Raw genomic sequence first — 14,467 nt, forward strand, 5'->3', positions numbered from 1 at the left:
CGGCCCGGTTTTCCGGGCAGGAGCGTGGCATGAATCACAAGATTGGCAAAACCGCGCCGCTGCGCATACTGCTGCACCGCTGGCGCGGCGCCCTGCTGCGCAGCGTACTGCCCAGCGCCTGCGCCCTATGTGGCAGCGACAGCGACAGCGACGACGCCCTGTGCCCCGGCTGCGCCGCCCAGTTCTTCGGCCCCGCCGCCGCCATCGCCCGCTGCCCGCGCTGCGCCAACCCCATTCCGGGGTCAGGTCCGTCATTTCTACACGGCCTCGGCGGTACGCTATGCGGCGTTTGCCTGGCCGATCCGCCTGCGTTTGACCGCACGGTGGTCGCTGCCGATTACGCTTTACCGGTAGACCAGCTGGTATTGCAGCTAAAATTCGGCCATCGCCTGGCGCTGGCGCCGTTATGCGCCCGTCTGCTGCGCGATGCCGTGCCGCCGGATTGTGCGCTGCCTGCCTTGCTCTGTCCGGTGCCGCTCAGCGCGCACCGGCTGGCCGAGCGCGGCTACAACCAGGCGCTGGAAATCGCCCGGCCACTGGCCCGCAGCCTGGGTGTCGCGCTGCATCCCCGCCTGGCCGCGCGGGTGCGCGAGACAGCGGCCCAGAGCAGCGTCAGCCCGGACCAGCGCGCACATAACATCGCCGGCGCGTTTGCCGTGCCCGATGCCGCCCTGGTCGCCGGCCGCCACATCGGCGTGGTGGATGATGTGATGACCAGCGGCCGCACGCTGAACGAGCTGGCGGCCACCTTGAAACGCCACGGCGCCGCGCGCGTAAGCAACTTCGTGTTTGCCCGCACGCCGCCCCATTGAAAAAGATTGAAAAAAGAGGAAACAGCATGTTCCACGTCGTCCTGGTCCACCCAGAAATCCCGCCCAACACCGGCAACGTCATCCGCCTGTGCGCCAATACCGGCGCCCAGCTGCACCTGATCGAGCCGCTCGGCTTCCCGCTGGAAGATGCCAAACTCAAACGCGCCGGTCTCGACTACCACGAGTACGCGCGCATGAAGGTGCACAAGAACTGGGAAGCCTTCCTGGCCGAAACCCGGCCCGACCCGGCGCGCATGTACGCCATGACCACCCACGGCAGCGCGCCATTCGCCCAATGCCAGTTCCAGCCCGGCGACGTGTTCGTGTTCGGCTCGGAAACCGCCGGCCTGCCGGTCGCGCTGCGCGAAAGCTTCCCCACCGCCCAGCGCATCCGCCTGCCAATGCGCCCGGATAACCGCAGCATGAATTTGTCCAATACCGTTGCCGTGGTGGTGTTTGAAGCCTGGCGCCAGAACGGCTACGCCGGCGGCGCCTGAGCGACCAGCATCATGCTCATCCCAACTGCGTCTGCCTGGCTGTTCTGGCTGGCGCAGGGCCCTGGGAATCGAGCTCGCATGGGGCTGGCGGCTGGTCCGCCACTGCATGTCGCCACACCGAGCTTGCGACGCCAGCGATCAGCAATACAATCGCCGCCCGCTCCAGCGGGCGTGGCGCCTGCTGCTGGTAGATGTAGCCATACAGCAGTCCAAACAGGGTTTCAAACAACAGCAGCTGGCCGGACAAGATCACCGGCACGCGGCGGCTGGCGATATTCCATAACTGGTTGCCGATCACCGAAGCGCCCAGCGCCACCACCGACACCACGCTCCAGAAACGCAGCCAGTCGCGTGCCACGCCATGCGCGTCCAGAACGCCTGCGCCGCCCAGCGCCAGCACCACCACACCCATCACCAGCGCCACCACACCCGTGCTGAGGCCATACAAGCCGGCCCATTCGGCGCCGCTGTAGCGCGGATTACTTTTCAGGAAACGCGCATTATCGACCGCGTACCAGGTCCAGCACAGCAGCGCGCCAAACGCGCACAGCATGCCCAGCGCGACCAGTGGCCACGGCTTGCTTTGCGCAGCCGCGTGCAGGAATACATCGACGTTGATGCAGACGATACCGGCCACCACCAGCGCCAACGGCCACGCCAGCTGCCGCAAGGGCAGCGCGCCGTGGTCGCGCCGGCCCAGCAGCGTCACGCTCAACGGCAGCAGGCCGATAATCAGCGACGCCGCCGCCACGCCGGCCAGTTGCACGCCGTTCGACAGCAGCAGGTAGTAGACGATATTTCCGGCCAGCGCATGGCGCAGCAGCATCCAGCCATCGGCACGCGTCAGCCGGCGCAGCAGGCCGTTCAGACGCGGCAGCAGCAACAGCAAGGTAATCAGCCCGTAGGCCAGATAGCGCCCCAGCGCCAGCTCCATCGGCGAGAACTCCGCCAGCCAGCGCGGCATCACGAAAATCATGCCCCAGAACGCTCCGGCCGCCAGGCCGCATAAAACGCCATACCACATACTTGCCTCCTTTGAGACACGCATTCTGGCCCGGCGCGGACCACAAGGATTGTGCGGGACTAGCGGATTTTTGTCTGATTCTGCTTACGGTAGGCCAGCGGGGTGATGTCCATGGCGCGGCGCATGGCGTGGGTCAGCGCGCTCTGGTCGGCGTAACCGGCCAGCGTCGCCAGTTGTGCAATCGGCAAGGACGACGCCACCAGCTGGCGGCACACAAAGCGCAGGCGCATCGCGTTGAGCCAGGCCAGCGGCGTGGTGTCCAGCTCCTCGCGGAATACGCGGTGCAGGCTGCTCACGCTCAGGCAGGCCACCTTGGCCATGCTGCCGGTATCCCACGGCTGGGCGGGCTGCGCTTCAAAGCGCGTCAATGCCGCCTGCAGGCGCGAGGCGGGGCGGATCGGCTGCGCGGTCAGCGACTCCAGCAGCAAGGGCGTCCAGTTGGCCAGGACACCGGTGCTGGCAGCGCCCTGCTCCTGCAGCATGCCCATGAAATCGACCAGCTTGGCGGTGGCCGCGCTGACCGGCGCGAATGGCCGTTCCGCCAGCAGGCCCGCGGTTTCCGCCGGCACCGACGCCAGGTCGAAGTCCAGTATCAGCGAGGCATTCGGTTCGTGGGAAAACTGCGTGTGCACCAGGCCCGGTGCAATGAAGGCCGCGCGCAGCGGATGCAGCACCGCGCCCTGGCCGTTGATGTCCAGCGTCAGCCGGCCGCTGAGCGGCAGCACCATCTGGGCGAAATCATGCGCGTCCGAGAACGGAACGTCATAGCTGCGCAGATCGATTTCGGTAGAGCTCATGCCGCCCAGTGTAAACCATTCAGCGGCGTGCGCCCCAGACCGCCAGCAGCGCCAGCAAGCCCGCGCCCAGCAGGCCGACCATCACCGTGGTGCCAGCCATGATGGCCGCCGGGTTGCGCAGGCCGGAGAACTCGGCAGCAAACGCCAGCACCACGGCCGTAATCAGCTGCGCCGGCAGCACGAAACGCAGGTTGCGGAAAGCCCATGGATTCTCGCGCAGCCAGAACTTGCGCGCCACCATGAGCGGCGGTCCCCATAATGCGATCAGGAACGCCAGCACCGCCACCAGGATCAGGACGATCCTCATTTGAACGAACGGACCTTGGCCAGCAGCTTGGTGGTCGAGCGGTCATGCTCAAAATCGATGGCCACCGCTTCGCCGCCATATGCAATCACGGCCTTGCCTTCGGGGATGGCATCCATCTGGTAATCGCCGCCCTTGGCATAGATTTCCGGACGCGCCTGCTGCACCACTTCCAGCGCCGTGTCTTCGTCAAAGTCCACCACCAGGCTCACCGACTCCAGCGACGCCAGCACCGCCATGCGGTCGCCGCAGGTGTTGAGCGGACGATCATCGCCCTTGCCCAGGCGCTTGACGGACGCGTCGGTATTGGCGGCCACCACCAGCGAGGCGCCCAGTGCGCGCGCCTGCGCCAGATAGGTCACGTGGCCACGGTGCAGGATGTCGAATACACCGTTGGTCAGCACCACCGGCTTGGGCAGCGCCGCCACGCGGGCGGCCAGTTGTTCGCGGGTGCAGATCTTGTCTTCAAATTGAGGCATCGGTTCTTTCGTTAAGTCTTGGGTTCTTCATCTTCCGGCTGGTCTTCCTCGATACTCAGCGCGCCAAAGGCGCCGCCGCCCTCGCCCGGTTCAGGCCGGCCGCCATGCAGCTTGATCTGCAGGCGCAGGCCGTTGGCCGAATCGGCATTGCGCAGCGCCTCCTCGTAGGCGATATAGCCCTTATTATAAAGTTCATACAGCGCCTGGTCGAACGTGCACATCCCCAGCTCGCGCGACTTGTGCATGATTTCCTTGATCGACTGGAAGTTACCCTTGAAGATCATCTCGGCAATCGTCGGCGTGTTGAGCAGAATTTCAATCGCCGCCTTGCGCCCCTTGCCGTCCTCGGTACGGATCAGCCGCTGCGAGACGATGGCGCGCAGATTGGAGGACAGATCCATCAACAGCTGATTGCGGCGCTCTTCCGGGAAGAAGTTGATGATGCGGTCCATGGTCTGGTTGGCGTTGTTCGCATGCAGCGTGCCCAGGCACAGGTGGCCGGTTTCGGCAAACGCGATCGCGTGCTCCATGGTTTCCGTATCGCGGATTTCGCCAATCAGGATCACGTCCGGCGCCTGCCGCAGTGTGTTCTTGAGTGCATTGTGCCAGGACAGCGTGTCCACGCCCACTTCGCGGTGCGTAATCAGGCAGCCTTTATTTTTATGCACATATTCCACCGGGTCTTCCACCGTGATGATGTGGCCGGCCGAGTTGGCGTTGCGGTAATCGATCATGGCCGCCAGCGTGGTCGACTTGCCGGAACCGGTGCCGCCCACCACCAGCACCAGGCCGCGCTTGGTCATGATGATGTCCTTGAGCACCTCGGGCAGGTCAAGCTTTTCCAGCGTCGGAATTTCCGAGGCGATGGTGCGTATCACCATCGCCACATTCTGCTGCTGCACGAAAACGTTGACGCGGAAGCGGCATACTTCCGGTAGCGAGATGGCAAAGTTGCACTCCAGTTCAGCCTCGAATTCGCGCTGCTGCTTCTCGTTCATGATGGACAGCGCCAGGGCGCGGGTCACGCTGCCGGTCAGCTTCTGCTGGCTCAGCGGTTTCATGGCGCCTTGCGATTTCATGCTCGGCGGGAAGTCGGCCGAGATGAACAGATCGGAGCCGCCCGTATGGTGCATGACCTTGAGCAGCTTGTGCAGGTAAGCCTGCGCTTCTTCAGGACCAAATGTGGAAGCCATACATCGCGCCTTTCAGGAATACGCTGCATTATATCGACACCATTCCGCTACAATAGCGCAACTTGGCGTTCATTCATTGCATCTCAGCATCGCCTGTGTTCAAATATATTCATGACACTGACCGAACTGAAATATATAGTCGCCGTTGCAAGGGCGAAGCACTTCGGACACGCGGCCGAGGCCTGTTACGTCGCTCAGCCGACGCTTTCGGTTGCCATCAAAAAGCTGGAAGACGAATTGGGCGTGGTCCTGTTTGAACGGGGCGGCGCAGAGATTTCCGTCACACCGCTGGGCGCGCAAATCGTTGCGCAAGCGGAACGCGTGCTGGAGCAAACGGCCGCCATCAAGGAACTCGCCAAACAGAACAAGGATCCGCTGGCCGGCCCGTTGCGCCTGGGCGTGATCTACACCATCGGCCCGTACCTGCTGCCGCCGCTGGTCAAGGGCATGATCGACAAAGTGCCGCAGATGCCGCTGATCCTGCAGGAAAACTTCACCGTCAAGCTGCTGGAAATGCTGCGCCAGGGCGACCTGGACGCCGCCATCATGGCGCTGCCGCTGCCGGAACACGGTATGGCCATGCAAGTGTTGTATGACGAACCATTCGTGGTGGCCATGCCGGCCCAGCACCCGTGGACCAAACGCAAGACCATCCCCGCCGACGACCTCAAGACCGAGAACATGCTATTGCTGGGCAACGGCCACTGCTTCCGCGACCAGGTACTGGAAGTATGTCCCGAAATGGCCCGTTTTTCTGCGCCAGGCAATGGCATGCAGCGCACGTTTGAAGGCTCGTCGCTTGAAACCATCCGTCACATGGTGGCCAGCGGCATCGGCCTGACCGTGCTGCCGCGCGCCTCGGTGCCGGACATGGACGCCAAGGATGGCATGCTGCAATTCCGCCCGTTTGACGATCCGGCGCCCTCGCGCCGCGTGGTCATCGTGTGGCGCAAAAGCTTCACGCGCAAGGCCGCCATCGATGCCGTGTGCGAAGTGGTGGCCTCCTGCAACCTGCCCGGCATCACCACGCTCTGCGCCGACGAATGACGTCCTGTCCCAGGATTTGCGATAATCATTGCTTTCCTGTTACCCGAAGTCGCATATGAACAAGCTGGCGCTCTACTTTCGCCTGATCAGGCTGGACAAACCGATTGGCACCGTTCTGCTGCTGTGGCCCACGCTGTACGCGATGTGGCTGGCAGCGGACGGCGTGCCGGACTGGAAACTCATCCTCATCTTCACGCTGGGCACCTTCCTGATGCGCTCGGCCGGCTGCGCCATCAACGACTATGCCGACCAGGATTTTGACAAACACGTCAAACGTACGGCGCAACGCCCCATCACCAGCGGCCGCATCGGCGGCAAGGAAGCGCTGGCGATTGCCGCGCTGCTGTCCATTGTGGCGTTCTGCCTGATCCTGCCGCTCAATACGCTGACCAAGCAGATGTCGGTTGCCGCCGTCATCATTGCCGGCACCTACCCCTACTTCAAACGCTTCTTCGCGATACCGCAGGCTTACCTCGGCATTGCGTTCGGCTTTGGCATTCCGATGGCGTATGCGGCCGTGCAAAACCAGGTGCCGCTGACCGCCTGGGTACTGCTGGTCGGGAATATCTTCTGGACCCTGGCCTACGACACCGAATACGCCATGGTCGACCGCGACGACGATTTGAAAATCGGCATCAAGACCTCCGCCATTACCTTCGGCCGCTACGACGTCGCCATCGTGATGGTCTGCTACGCGCTGCACCTGGTGCTGTTGCTGCTGTGCGGCTGGCAGCAGGGCCTGCGCTTCTGGTTCGTGGCCGGGCTGCTGGTTGCGGCAGGCATTGCCGCCTACCATTACACGCTGATCCGCAACCGCGACCGTGACGGCTGCTTCTACGCCTTCCGCCACAACAACTGGCTGGGCTTTGCCGTGTTTGCCGGCGTGGTGCTGGACTACGCACTGCGCTAAGCCCAATTGAGCGGGCACAAAATGGTGACATCGTCGATACTTACACTGGTCATCCCTTCCCACCAGTGAATACAGACGAGGTCACCATGGAATCCACCGAACACGACGCCATCTCCACCAGCCAGAACGCCGCCAGCAATGCACGCGGCAAGCTCATGGACGAGCTTACCCACACCATCAGCGAAGCGGAGAAGTGGCTAAGCGAACACGCCGAAGAAGTCAGCGCGGCCGCTTCCGCCACCCGCGCCCGTTTCGACGACGCGCTGCACACCGCCAGGGACGACCTGCGCAAACTCGAAGACAGCCTGCTGGCCCACGGCCGCAACGCTGCAGAATGCACCAATGCCTACGTCCAGGAAAATCCCTGGAAAGCCGTCGGCCTGGGCGCCGCGCTTGGCGTTCTCGTCGGTGTGCTGATCTCCAAAAAATAACGCTGGACCGCAAACGCAACAGAACGAATCTGGTTTAACTAATTTACGGAAAACATGCTGTTATACTCATCTTGCCAAGCACTCTACATATAACAAAAAATATTGGGGAGATAGCAGATGAACAGAGCATTACGTGCGTTAGCAGTATGTGGTTCCATCGGCGTGCTGTTGAGCGCCTGCAGCAAAACGGACGGCCCGGCCGTGCCGGCGGAAAAGGCGTCGGCCGATGCGGCGTTCCAGAAGAAGCTGCAGGAGCAGCTGCTGGACGCCAAGCCTGGCACCGTCATCGAGATCCCGGCCGGCAGCTATCACCTGACCTCCGGCCTCACGCTGCGTGGCGATGGCGTCACCATCCGTGGCGCCGGCATGGAAAAAACCATCCTCTCGTTCAAAGGCCAGGTCACCGGCCCGGAAGGCTTGCTGGTCTATGGCAACGGCTTCACGATTGAAAACCTCACCATCCAGGATTCCAAGGGCGATGGCCTGAAGATCAATGACGGCGACACCATCACGGTCCGCAAGGTCAAAGTGCAATGGACCGGCGGCCCCAAAGTCACCAACGGCGCCTATGGCATCTACCCGGTCAAGACCAGAAACGTGCTGATCGAGGACAGCGTAGCCATTGGCGCTTCCGATGCCGGCATCTACGTCGGCCAGTCGAACGGCGTCATCGTGCGCCGCTCGCGCGCGGAAGGCAATGTGGCCGGCATCGAAATCGAGAACACCGTCAATGCCGACGTCTACGACAACGTCGCCACCAACAACACGGGCGGCATCCTGGTGTTCAACATGCCCAACCTGTCCCAGCCGGGCCACAGCACGCGCGTGTACAAGAACAAGGTTGATAAAAACAATCTCGGCAACTTCGCTGCGCGCGGCACGGCCGTGGCCAGCGTACCGGCCGGTTCGGGCATCGTCATCAACTCCAATTCCAAGGTGGAGATTTTCGATAACGACGTGACCGACAACCAGACCGCCAACGTCATCATCTCCAGCTACCACTCGACTGGCTACTACACCGAAAAAGGCGTGTCCGCCAATTACGACCCGTATCCCAAAGCCATCTACGTCTACGGCAACCGCTTCAAGGGCGGCGGCGATTCGCCGGATGGCCTGGACCTGAAAGCGCTGAAGATCGCCATGTACGGCCTGAGCGGTCATCTGCCTGATGTGCTGTGGGACGGCTACGTCGACAACAAGCTGCTGGTCAAAGGCGTGCTGCCGGCCGAGCAGCGCATCTGCGTGCAGAACGACGCCGAGGTGCTCAACGCCGACGGCCCCAACAAGTACAAGAACCCGAGCAAGGACGCCGCGCCATTCCGCTGCGAACTGGCCAAACTGCCACCTGTCACCATCGTCCAACTCGCCGCACAGTCATGATGTCTACCCATGTCATTCGTCCGCTGCTGGCGGCGGCGTGCGCGCTCGCGCTCACCGCCTGCTCGCAGCAGCAGGCGCCCGTCAGCTTCATCGCCGAGGGCAATCCCGAAAAGCTCAGCGACTGGCATCTGATGGCCGTCTCCAGCAGCAAACTGAACCTGAACAAGCAAGTGGTGCCGTACGACCTCAACACGCCATTGTTCACCGACTATGCACACAAGCTGCGCACGGTCTGGATGCCCAAGGGCCAGAGCGCTGCCTACAACGCCGAGACCACGTTTGACTTCCCGGTCGGCACCATCATCAGCAAAACCTTCTACTACCCGAAAGCGGCCGATGGCAAAGCCGTGCTGGCCAACTACGCCAGCGATGGCGACCAGCTCGACACCACCAAAGTACGCCTCATCGAAACCCGCTTGCTGGTGCGCCGTGCCAGCGGCTGGATCGCCCTGCCCTATGTGTGGAATGCGGAGCAGACCGACGCCGTGCTGTCACGCACGGGCGACCAGATCCCGCTGGACGTGGTCCACCAAGACAAGCGCAGCGACAGGATCACCTACGTGGTCCCGAACGTCAACCAGTGCGCGTCCTGCCACGTGGCCGACGTGAAATCGCGCCAGTTCCAGCCCATCGGCCCGAAAGCGCGCCACCTGAACCGCGACTACACATATGAAGGCATCAGCACCAACCAGCTGCAATACCTGGCGAAAGTGGGCTACCTGACTGGGCTGCCAGCCGAGGGCGCCAAAGCCGCACCGCGCAACGCCAACTGGCATGACGCCCAACAGCCGATTGACGCGCGTGCCCGCGCCTACCTGGACATCAACTGCGCCCACTGCCACAACGACAAAGGTGCAGCCAACACCACGGCGCTGCACCTGAACATGGGCGCACCGGCCGACCTGCATCTGGGCTTGTGCAAGCCGCCCGTCGCCGCAGGCGCCGGCACAGGCGGCCGCAGCCATGACATCGCGCCCGGCAAGCCGGACGATTCCATCATGCTGTACCGGTTGAACTCGGCCGAACCCGGCGTCATGATGCCGGAACTGGGGCGCAGCTCAGTCCATCAGGAAGGTGTGGCCCTGATCCGCGAATGGATCGCCGCCATGCAGGAAGGCTGCGACAGCAGGTAGTGGCCTTCGATTGTTGCAGCCCTTGGCGGTGGTTTAGCTGGCGGAACCCAGCTCTTCGCCTAATTCCTTGCCGCGCGCGGCGGCGGCTTTCATGGCGGTGATGATGGCCGCCTTGACGCCGCCGCTCTCCATGCTGGTCAACGCCGCGTACGTGGTGCCGCCCTTGGACGTGACGCGCTCGCGCAGCAGCGACACCGGCTCGCTCGATTGCTGCGCCAGCTGCGCTGCGCCGGTAAAGGTCGCCAGCGCCAGCTGCTTGCCCTGCTCCGCGCTCAGGCCCATTTCCTCGGCCGCCTGCTGCATCGCTTCGAGGAAGTAGAACACATAGGCCGGACCGCTGCCCGACACCGCCGTCACCGCATCGATCTTGTTTTCATCGTCCAGCCACACGGTCGGGCCGACCGCGCGCAGGATATCGTCTGCCGCCTTGACTTGCGCTTCGCTCACGCCCGCCATTGCCACCATGCCAGTAATGCCCATGCCGATCAGCGCCGGCGTATTCGGCATGCAGCGCACGATGGCGCCATAGCCGCCGAGCCAGCGCGACAGGTCAGCACTGCGGATACCGGCCGCAATCGAAATCACCAGCGGCTGACGAGACGGATCGATGAGCGGCAGCAGCTGCGCGGCCACCTCGCGCATGCTTTGCGGCTTGACCGCCAGCACGATCACATCGGCCGCCGACACCGCCGCATCGGCAGCGGGCGCCGTGGTCACGCCGTACAGCTTATGCAAGCGCGCCAATGCCTCCGCGCTGGGATCCGCCACATGGATGTTGGCGCCTTCAGTGAGCTTGCCTGCCAGTCCCGCGATCAGGGCCGCAGCCATATTGCCGCCGCCGATAAATGCAATTTTCATGTCTCAAGCCTTGTTATAGTTTCGCGCGCCAAAAATCGCGCTGCCGACGCGCACCATCGTGGCGCCCTCAAAAATCGCCGCCCGCATATCGGCCGACATGCCCATCGACAGCGTATCCAGCGCCAGCCCATCGGCCCGCAGCTGCTCGTATAAAACGCGCAACTGGGCAAAGGCCGCGCGCTGCTTGGCAAATTCCACAGCGGGCTCAGGAATGGCCATCAAACCGCGCAAGGTCAGGTTCGGCAACGCCGCGACCTGGTGGGCCAGCGCCGCCACGTCTTCCGGGGCGACGCCGCTCTTGCTGGCTTCACCGCTGATATTCACCTGCAGACAAATCTGCAACGGCGGCAAATCCACGGGGCGCTGCTCGGACAAACGTTGCGCAATCTTCTCACGCTCCACCGTATGCACCCAGGCGAAATGCTCGGCGATCGGCCGCGTCTTGTTGCTCTGGATGGGACCGATAAAATGCCACGCCAGCGCGGGCGCACCGGCTTCCTGCACGGCACGGATCTTGTCCAGCCCCTCTTGCAGATAATTCTCGCCAAACGCACGCTGGCCCGCCTCCACGGCCTCCAGCACCGCCTCCGGGCCGAACGTCTTGGACACGGCCAGCAACTCCACCGATCCCGGCTGGCGGCCTGATTCTTGGGTTGCGGCAACAATTGTCGCGGTGATGGCTTGCAAGTTCTGGCGGATCAGGGACATAATCATCGAGTAAAAAGCGTTAAAACGGCACACATGGTGCACCCCGCAACGTCTGGGCACAGGGATTATAAATGGACATCTCCGAACTACTCGCATTCTCCGTCAAGAACAAGGCCTCGGACTTGCACCTGTCAGCCGGCCTGCCACCGATGATACGGGTGCACGGCGACGTACGCCGCATCAACCTGCCGCCGCTCGAGCACAAAGACGTGCACGGCATGATCTATGACATCATGAACGACGGCCAGCGCAAAGCCTACGAGGAAATGCTGGAAGTCGACTTCTCGTTCGCGATACCGGGGCTGGCGCGGTTCCGCGTCAACGCCTACAACCAGGAGCGCGGCGCCTCGGCCGTACTGCGCACGATTCCGTCCAAGATCCTGAGCCTGGAAGAGCTCAACGCGCCCAAGATCTTTGCCGAATTTGCGTTGAAACCGCGCGGACTGGTGCTGGTGACCGGACCGACCGGCTCCGGTAAATCGACCACGCTGGCGGCCATGGTCAACCACCTCAACGAAAACGAATACGGCCACATCCTGACGATCGAGGACCCGATCGAATTCGTCCACGAATCGAAGAAATGCCTGATCAACCAGCGCGAAGTGGGGCCGCACACGCTGTCCTTCAACAACGCCCTGCGCTCGGCGCTGCGCGAAGACCCGGACGCCATCCTGGTCGGCGAGCTGCGCGACCTCGAAACCATCCGCCTGGCCCTGTCGGCGGCGGAGACCGGCCACCTGGTGTTTGGCACCTTGCACACCTCCTCGGCCGCCAAGACCATCGACCGTATCGTCGACGTATTCCCGGCAGACGAAAAAGAAATGGTGCGCGCCATGCTGTCCGAATCGCTGCAAGCCGTGATTTCGCAAACCCTGCTCAAAACCAAGGACGGCAACGGCCGCGTGGCCGCGCACGAAATCATGGTGGCCACACCGGCAATCCGCAACCTGATCCGCGAAGCCAAGGTCGCCCAGATGTACTCCGCGATCCAGACCGGCAGCGGCGTCGGCATGCAGACACTGGACCAGAACCTGACCGACCTGGTCCGCCGCAACATCATCAGCGCCGCCGCCGCCCGCAGCGCCGCCAAAACCCCGGAAAACTTCCCCGGCTAACACGGTCAGCAGTTCGGGGTCAGTGCCGACATTCGGACACGGGCTCAGCCGCGCGCGGCTGAGCCCGTGTCCGAATGTCGGCACTGACCCCGAACTTAGGCTCTTTTGAAGGAACGATTATGGAACGCGATCAGGCCTCTAAATTCATGTTCGATCTGCTGCGTCTGATGCAGGCGAAGAAGGGATCGGATTTGTTCATCACGGCTGGCTTCCCGCCCGCCGTCAAGATCGATGGCAAGATGACGCCGGTGTCCGCGCAGGTGCTGTCGCCCGCCCACACCATCGATCTCGCCCGTTCCATCATGAACGACAAGCAGGCCGCCGGCTTTGAGCTGACCAAGGAGGCCAATTTCGCCATCAGCCCGGCTGACATCGGCCGCTTCCGCGTGTCCGCGTTTGTGCAGATGGGTTCGGTCGGCATGGTGCTGCGCGTGATTAACAGCGATATCCCCAAGCTGGAGGAGCTCGGCCTGCCCGAGGTACTCAGGGAAGTCGTCATGGCCAAGCGCGGTCTGGTCATCATGGTGGGCGCGACCGGGTCCGGCAAGTCGACCACGCTGGCGGCCATGGTCGGCTACCGCAATGAAAATAGCTACGGCCACATCATCACGATTGAAGATCCGGTCGAGTTCGTCCACCCGCACAAGAACTGCATCATCACCCAGCGCGAAGTGGGCGTGGATACCGATGACTGGGAAGTCGCGCTCAAGAACACGCTGCGCCAGGCGCCCGATGTGATCCAGATTGGCGAGATCCGCGACCGCCAGACCATGGACCACGCTATCGCCTTCGCTGAAACCGGCCACCTGTGCCTGGCCACGCTGCACGCCAACAGCGCCAATCAGGCACTGGACCGCATCATCAATTTCTTCCCGGAAGAGCGCCGCCAGCAGCTGCTCATGGATTTGTCGCTGAACCTGAAAGGCATGATTTCGCAGCGCCTGATCCCGCGCAAGGAGAGCAAAGGCCGCGCCGTGGCAATTGAAATCATGCTCAACTCGCCGCTGATTTCGGACCTCATCTTCAAGGGCGAAGTCCACGAGATCAAGGAGCTCATGAAGAAATCGCGCGAACTGGGCATGCAGACTTTCGACCAGTCGCTATTCGATTTGTATGAGGCCGACCTCATCACCTACGAGGACGCGCTGCGCAACGCCGACTCTGTCAACGACCTGCGCCTCACCATCAAGCTGGAGAGCAAGGCCGCCAAGAACCGCGACCTGTCCGCCGGCACCGAACATTTAAGCATACTCTGATGACCACTATTTTCGATCTCACCGCCGACAGCCTGTCGGGCACGCCAGTCAATCTGAGCCAGTACCAGGGCAAGGTCCTGCTGATCGTCAACACCGCCAGCGCCTGTGGCTTCACGCCCCAGTACAAGGGCCTGGAGGCGGTTTACCAGCAGTTCCGGGACAGGGGCGTGGAAGTGCTGGGCTTCCCGTGCAACCAGTTCGGCAAGCAGGAACCCGGCTCGGCCGAGGAAATCGGCGCCTTCTGCGAGAAGAACTATGGCGTTTCCTTCCCCATGTTTGCCAAGGTGGACGTCAACGGCGATCACGCCCATCCGCTGTTCCAGAAGCTGAAGAAGGACGCGCCCGGCATCCTGGGCACGGAAGGCATCAAGTGGAACTTCACCAAATTCCTGATCCGCAAGGACGGTACGGTCTACAACCGCTACGCGCCCGCCACCAAGCCGGAAGAACTCATCGCCGACATCGAAAAGCTGCTCGCGGAGTGACTTAAGGCAACAAAAGTGAAAAACGTTTACCAAAAAGC

Annotated in this window: 17 protein-coding genes; 10 read left to right on the plus strand and 7 right to left on the minus strand. The window is 62.6% G+C overall.

Features of this window, described 5'->3' with window-relative positions:
- Positions 1-29 precede the first annotated feature (29 nt).
- Together BUA36_RS13795 and trmL are read left to right on the plus strand one after the other, a co-directional pair.
- Positions 30-812 carry a ComF family protein gene (locus tag BUA36_RS13795; protein WP_072785374.1) on the plus strand — a complete coding sequence of 261 codons (783 nt, stop codon included), beginning with the start codon at positions 30-32 and terminating at the stop codon, positions 810-812.
- A gap of 26 nt (positions 813-838) precedes the next feature.
- The gene (gene trmL / locus BUA36_RS13800; RefSeq protein WP_072785376.1) at positions 839-1,309 is read left to right on the plus strand and encodes a tRNA (uridine(34)/cytosine(34)/5-carboxymethylaminomethyluridine(34)-2'-O)-methyltransferase TrmL; all 471 of its coding nucleotides are present in this window, start codon (positions 839-841) and stop codon (positions 1,307-1,309) included.
- A 16-nt stretch (positions 1,310-1,325) separates the two neighbouring features.
- Here the strand turns inward: trmL and BUA36_RS13805 are convergent, their stop codons facing one another.
- From BUA36_RS13805 to BUA36_RS13825, 5 genes are read right to left on the minus strand one after another with little or no spacing between them, the layout of a single operon-like run.
- Positions 1,326-2,333, minus strand: coding sequence for a DMT family transporter (locus BUA36_RS13805; RefSeq protein ID WP_072785379.1), 1,008 nt, complete (start codon positions 2,331-2,333; stop codon positions 1,326-1,328).
- Between the two features lie 59 nt (positions 2,334-2,392).
- On the minus strand, positions 2,393-3,130 hold the full coding sequence (locus tag BUA36_RS13810) for an AraC family transcriptional regulator (protein WP_072785381.1): 738 nt from the start codon (positions 3,128-3,130) through the stop codon (positions 2,393-2,395).
- A gap of 19 nt (positions 3,131-3,149) precedes the next feature.
- Complete coding sequence (locus tag BUA36_RS13815) at positions 3,150-3,437, minus strand: hypothetical protein (RefSeq protein ID WP_072785384.1); 288 nt, start codon at positions 3,435-3,437, stop codon at positions 3,150-3,152.
- Entirely contained in the window at positions 3,434-3,913 is a 480-nt protein-coding gene (gene rfaE2 / locus BUA36_RS13820) for a D-glycero-beta-D-manno-heptose 1-phosphate adenylyltransferase (protein WP_072785386.1), read from the minus strand. The genes BUA36_RS13815 and rfaE2 overlap by 4 nt, the downstream gene beginning before the upstream one ends.
- 11 nt (positions 3,914-3,924) lie before the next feature.
- Entirely contained in the window at positions 3,925-5,106 is a 1,182-nt protein-coding gene (locus tag BUA36_RS13825; RefSeq protein WP_072785388.1) for a PilT/PilU family type 4a pilus ATPase, read from the minus strand.
- A gap of 111 nt (positions 5,107-5,217) precedes the next feature.
- Here BUA36_RS13825 and BUA36_RS13830 point away from each other — a divergent pair, with 111 nt between their 5' ends.
- The 5 genes from BUA36_RS13830 to BUA36_RS13850 all read left to right on the plus strand — a co-directional run bounded on the left by BUA36_RS13830 (position 5,218) and on the right by BUA36_RS13850 (position 10,007).
- Positions 5,218-6,153: a hydrogen peroxide-inducible genes activator gene (locus tag BUA36_RS13830; RefSeq protein ID WP_072785390.1), complete on the plus strand. Its 936-nt coding sequence runs from the start codon at positions 5,218-5,220 to the stop codon at positions 6,151-6,153.
- A gap of 55 nt (positions 6,154-6,208) precedes the next feature.
- Positions 6,209-7,063, plus strand: a complete 855-nt coding sequence (gene ubiA, locus BUA36_RS13835) for a 4-hydroxybenzoate octaprenyltransferase (RefSeq protein ID WP_072785392.1) — start codon at positions 6,209-6,211, stop codon at positions 7,061-7,063.
- Between the two features lie 86 nt (positions 7,064-7,149).
- Entirely contained in the window at positions 7,150-7,494 is a 345-nt protein-coding gene (locus tag BUA36_RS13840) for an ElaB/YgaM/YqjD family protein (RefSeq protein ID WP_072785394.1), read from the plus strand.
- A gap of 117 nt (positions 7,495-7,611) precedes the next feature.
- Entirely contained in the window at positions 7,612-8,874 is a 1,263-nt protein-coding gene (locus tag BUA36_RS13845; protein ID WP_072785396.1) for a parallel beta-helix domain-containing protein, read from the plus strand.
- A complete protein-coding gene (locus tag BUA36_RS13850) occupies positions 8,871-10,007 on the plus strand; it encodes an SO2930 family diheme c-type cytochrome (RefSeq protein WP_072785398.1) in 1,137 nt (378 codons plus the stop codon). Before BUA36_RS13845 ends, BUA36_RS13850 begins: the two co-directional genes overlap by 4 nt.
- 33 nt (positions 10,008-10,040) lie before the next feature.
- Here the strand turns inward: BUA36_RS13850 and proC are convergent, their stop codons facing one another.
- Positions 10,041-10,865 (minus strand): pyrroline-5-carboxylate reductase, encoded by an 825-nt coding sequence (proC, locus tag BUA36_RS13855; protein ID WP_072785400.1) that lies wholly within the window; start codon positions 10,863-10,865, stop codon positions 10,041-10,043.
- A 3-nt stretch (positions 10,866-10,868) separates the two neighbouring features.
- Positions 10,869-11,573 (minus strand): YggS family pyridoxal phosphate-dependent enzyme, encoded by a 705-nt coding sequence (locus BUA36_RS13860; protein ID WP_072785402.1) that lies wholly within the window; start codon positions 11,571-11,573, stop codon positions 10,869-10,871.
- 71 nt (positions 11,574-11,644) lie between these two features.
- Here BUA36_RS13860 and BUA36_RS13865 point away from each other — a divergent pair, with 71 nt between their 5' ends.
- From BUA36_RS13865 to BUA36_RS13875, 3 genes are all read left to right on the plus strand, one after another.
- Positions 11,645-12,688: a type IV pilus twitching motility protein PilT gene (locus BUA36_RS13865; protein WP_072785404.1), complete on the plus strand. Its 1,044-nt coding sequence runs from the start codon at positions 11,645-11,647 to the stop codon at positions 12,686-12,688.
- Between the two features lie 119 nt (positions 12,689-12,807).
- Positions 12,808-13,944: a PilT/PilU family type 4a pilus ATPase gene (locus tag BUA36_RS13870; protein WP_072785406.1), complete on the plus strand. Its 1,137-nt coding sequence runs from the start codon at positions 12,808-12,810 to the stop codon at positions 13,942-13,944.
- The gene (locus BUA36_RS13875) at positions 13,944-14,429 is read left to right on the plus strand and encodes a glutathione peroxidase (RefSeq protein WP_072785408.1); all 486 of its coding nucleotides are present in this window, start codon (positions 13,944-13,946) and stop codon (positions 14,427-14,429) included. Before BUA36_RS13870 ends, BUA36_RS13875 begins: the two co-directional genes overlap by 1 nt.
- The last annotated feature ends 38 nt before the right edge of the window (positions 14,430-14,467 follow it).

Origin of the sequence: Duganella sacchari, assembly GCF_900143065.1 — a bacterium.
GTDB lineage: Bacteria > Pseudomonadota > Gammaproteobacteria > Burkholderiales > Burkholderiaceae_D > Rugamonas > Rugamonas sacchari.

Excerpts from the sequence above, each read along its gene's own strand:
- BUA36_RS13795 (WP_072785374.1), top strand. The coding sequence starts at position 30 with ATGAATCACAAGATTGGCAAAACCGCGCCGCTGCGCATACTGCTGCAC.
- trmL (WP_072785376.1), top strand. The coding sequence starts at position 839 with ATGTTCCACGTCGTCCTGGTCCACCCAGAAATCCCGCCCAACACCGGC.
- BUA36_RS13805 (WP_072785379.1), bottom strand. The coding sequence starts at position 2,333 with ATGTGGTATGGCGTTTTATGCGGCCTGGCGGCCGGAGCGTTCTGGGGC.
- BUA36_RS13810 (WP_072785381.1), bottom strand. The coding sequence starts at position 3,130 with ATGAGCTCTACCGAAATCGATCTGCGCAGCTATGACGTTCCGTTCTCG.
- BUA36_RS13815 (WP_072785384.1), bottom strand. The coding sequence starts at position 3,437 with ATGAGGATCGTCCTGATCCTGGTGGCGGTGCTGGCGTTCCTGATCGCA.
- rfaE2 (WP_072785386.1), bottom strand. The coding sequence starts at position 3,913 with ATGCCTCAATTTGAAGACAAGATCTGCACCCGCGAACAACTGGCCGCC.
- BUA36_RS13825 (WP_072785388.1), bottom strand. The coding sequence starts at position 5,106 with ATGGCTTCCACATTTGGTCCTGAAGAAGCGCAGGCTTACCTGCACAAG.
- BUA36_RS13830 (WP_072785390.1), top strand. The coding sequence starts at position 5,218 with ATGACACTGACCGAACTGAAATATATAGTCGCCGTTGCAAGGGCGAAG.
- ubiA (WP_072785392.1), top strand. The coding sequence starts at position 6,209 with ATGAACAAGCTGGCGCTCTACTTTCGCCTGATCAGGCTGGACAAACCG.
- BUA36_RS13840 (WP_072785394.1), top strand. The coding sequence starts at position 7,150 with ATGGAATCCACCGAACACGACGCCATCTCCACCAGCCAGAACGCCGCC.
- BUA36_RS13845 (WP_072785396.1), top strand. The coding sequence starts at position 7,612 with ATGAACAGAGCATTACGTGCGTTAGCAGTATGTGGTTCCATCGGCGTG.
- BUA36_RS13850 (WP_072785398.1), top strand. The coding sequence starts at position 8,871 with ATGATGTCTACCCATGTCATTCGTCCGCTGCTGGCGGCGGCGTGCGCG.
- proC (WP_072785400.1), bottom strand. The coding sequence starts at position 10,865 with ATGAAAATTGCATTTATCGGCGGCGGCAATATGGCTGCGGCCCTGATC.
- BUA36_RS13860 (WP_072785402.1), bottom strand. The coding sequence starts at position 11,573 with ATGTCCCTGATCCGCCAGAACTTGCAAGCCATCACCGCGACAATTGTT.
- BUA36_RS13865 (WP_072785404.1), top strand. The coding sequence starts at position 11,645 with ATGGACATCTCCGAACTACTCGCATTCTCCGTCAAGAACAAGGCCTCG.
- BUA36_RS13870 (WP_072785406.1), top strand. The coding sequence starts at position 12,808 with ATGGAACGCGATCAGGCCTCTAAATTCATGTTCGATCTGCTGCGTCTG.
- BUA36_RS13875 (WP_072785408.1), top strand. The coding sequence starts at position 13,944 with ATGACCACTATTTTCGATCTCACCGCCGACAGCCTGTCGGGCACGCCA.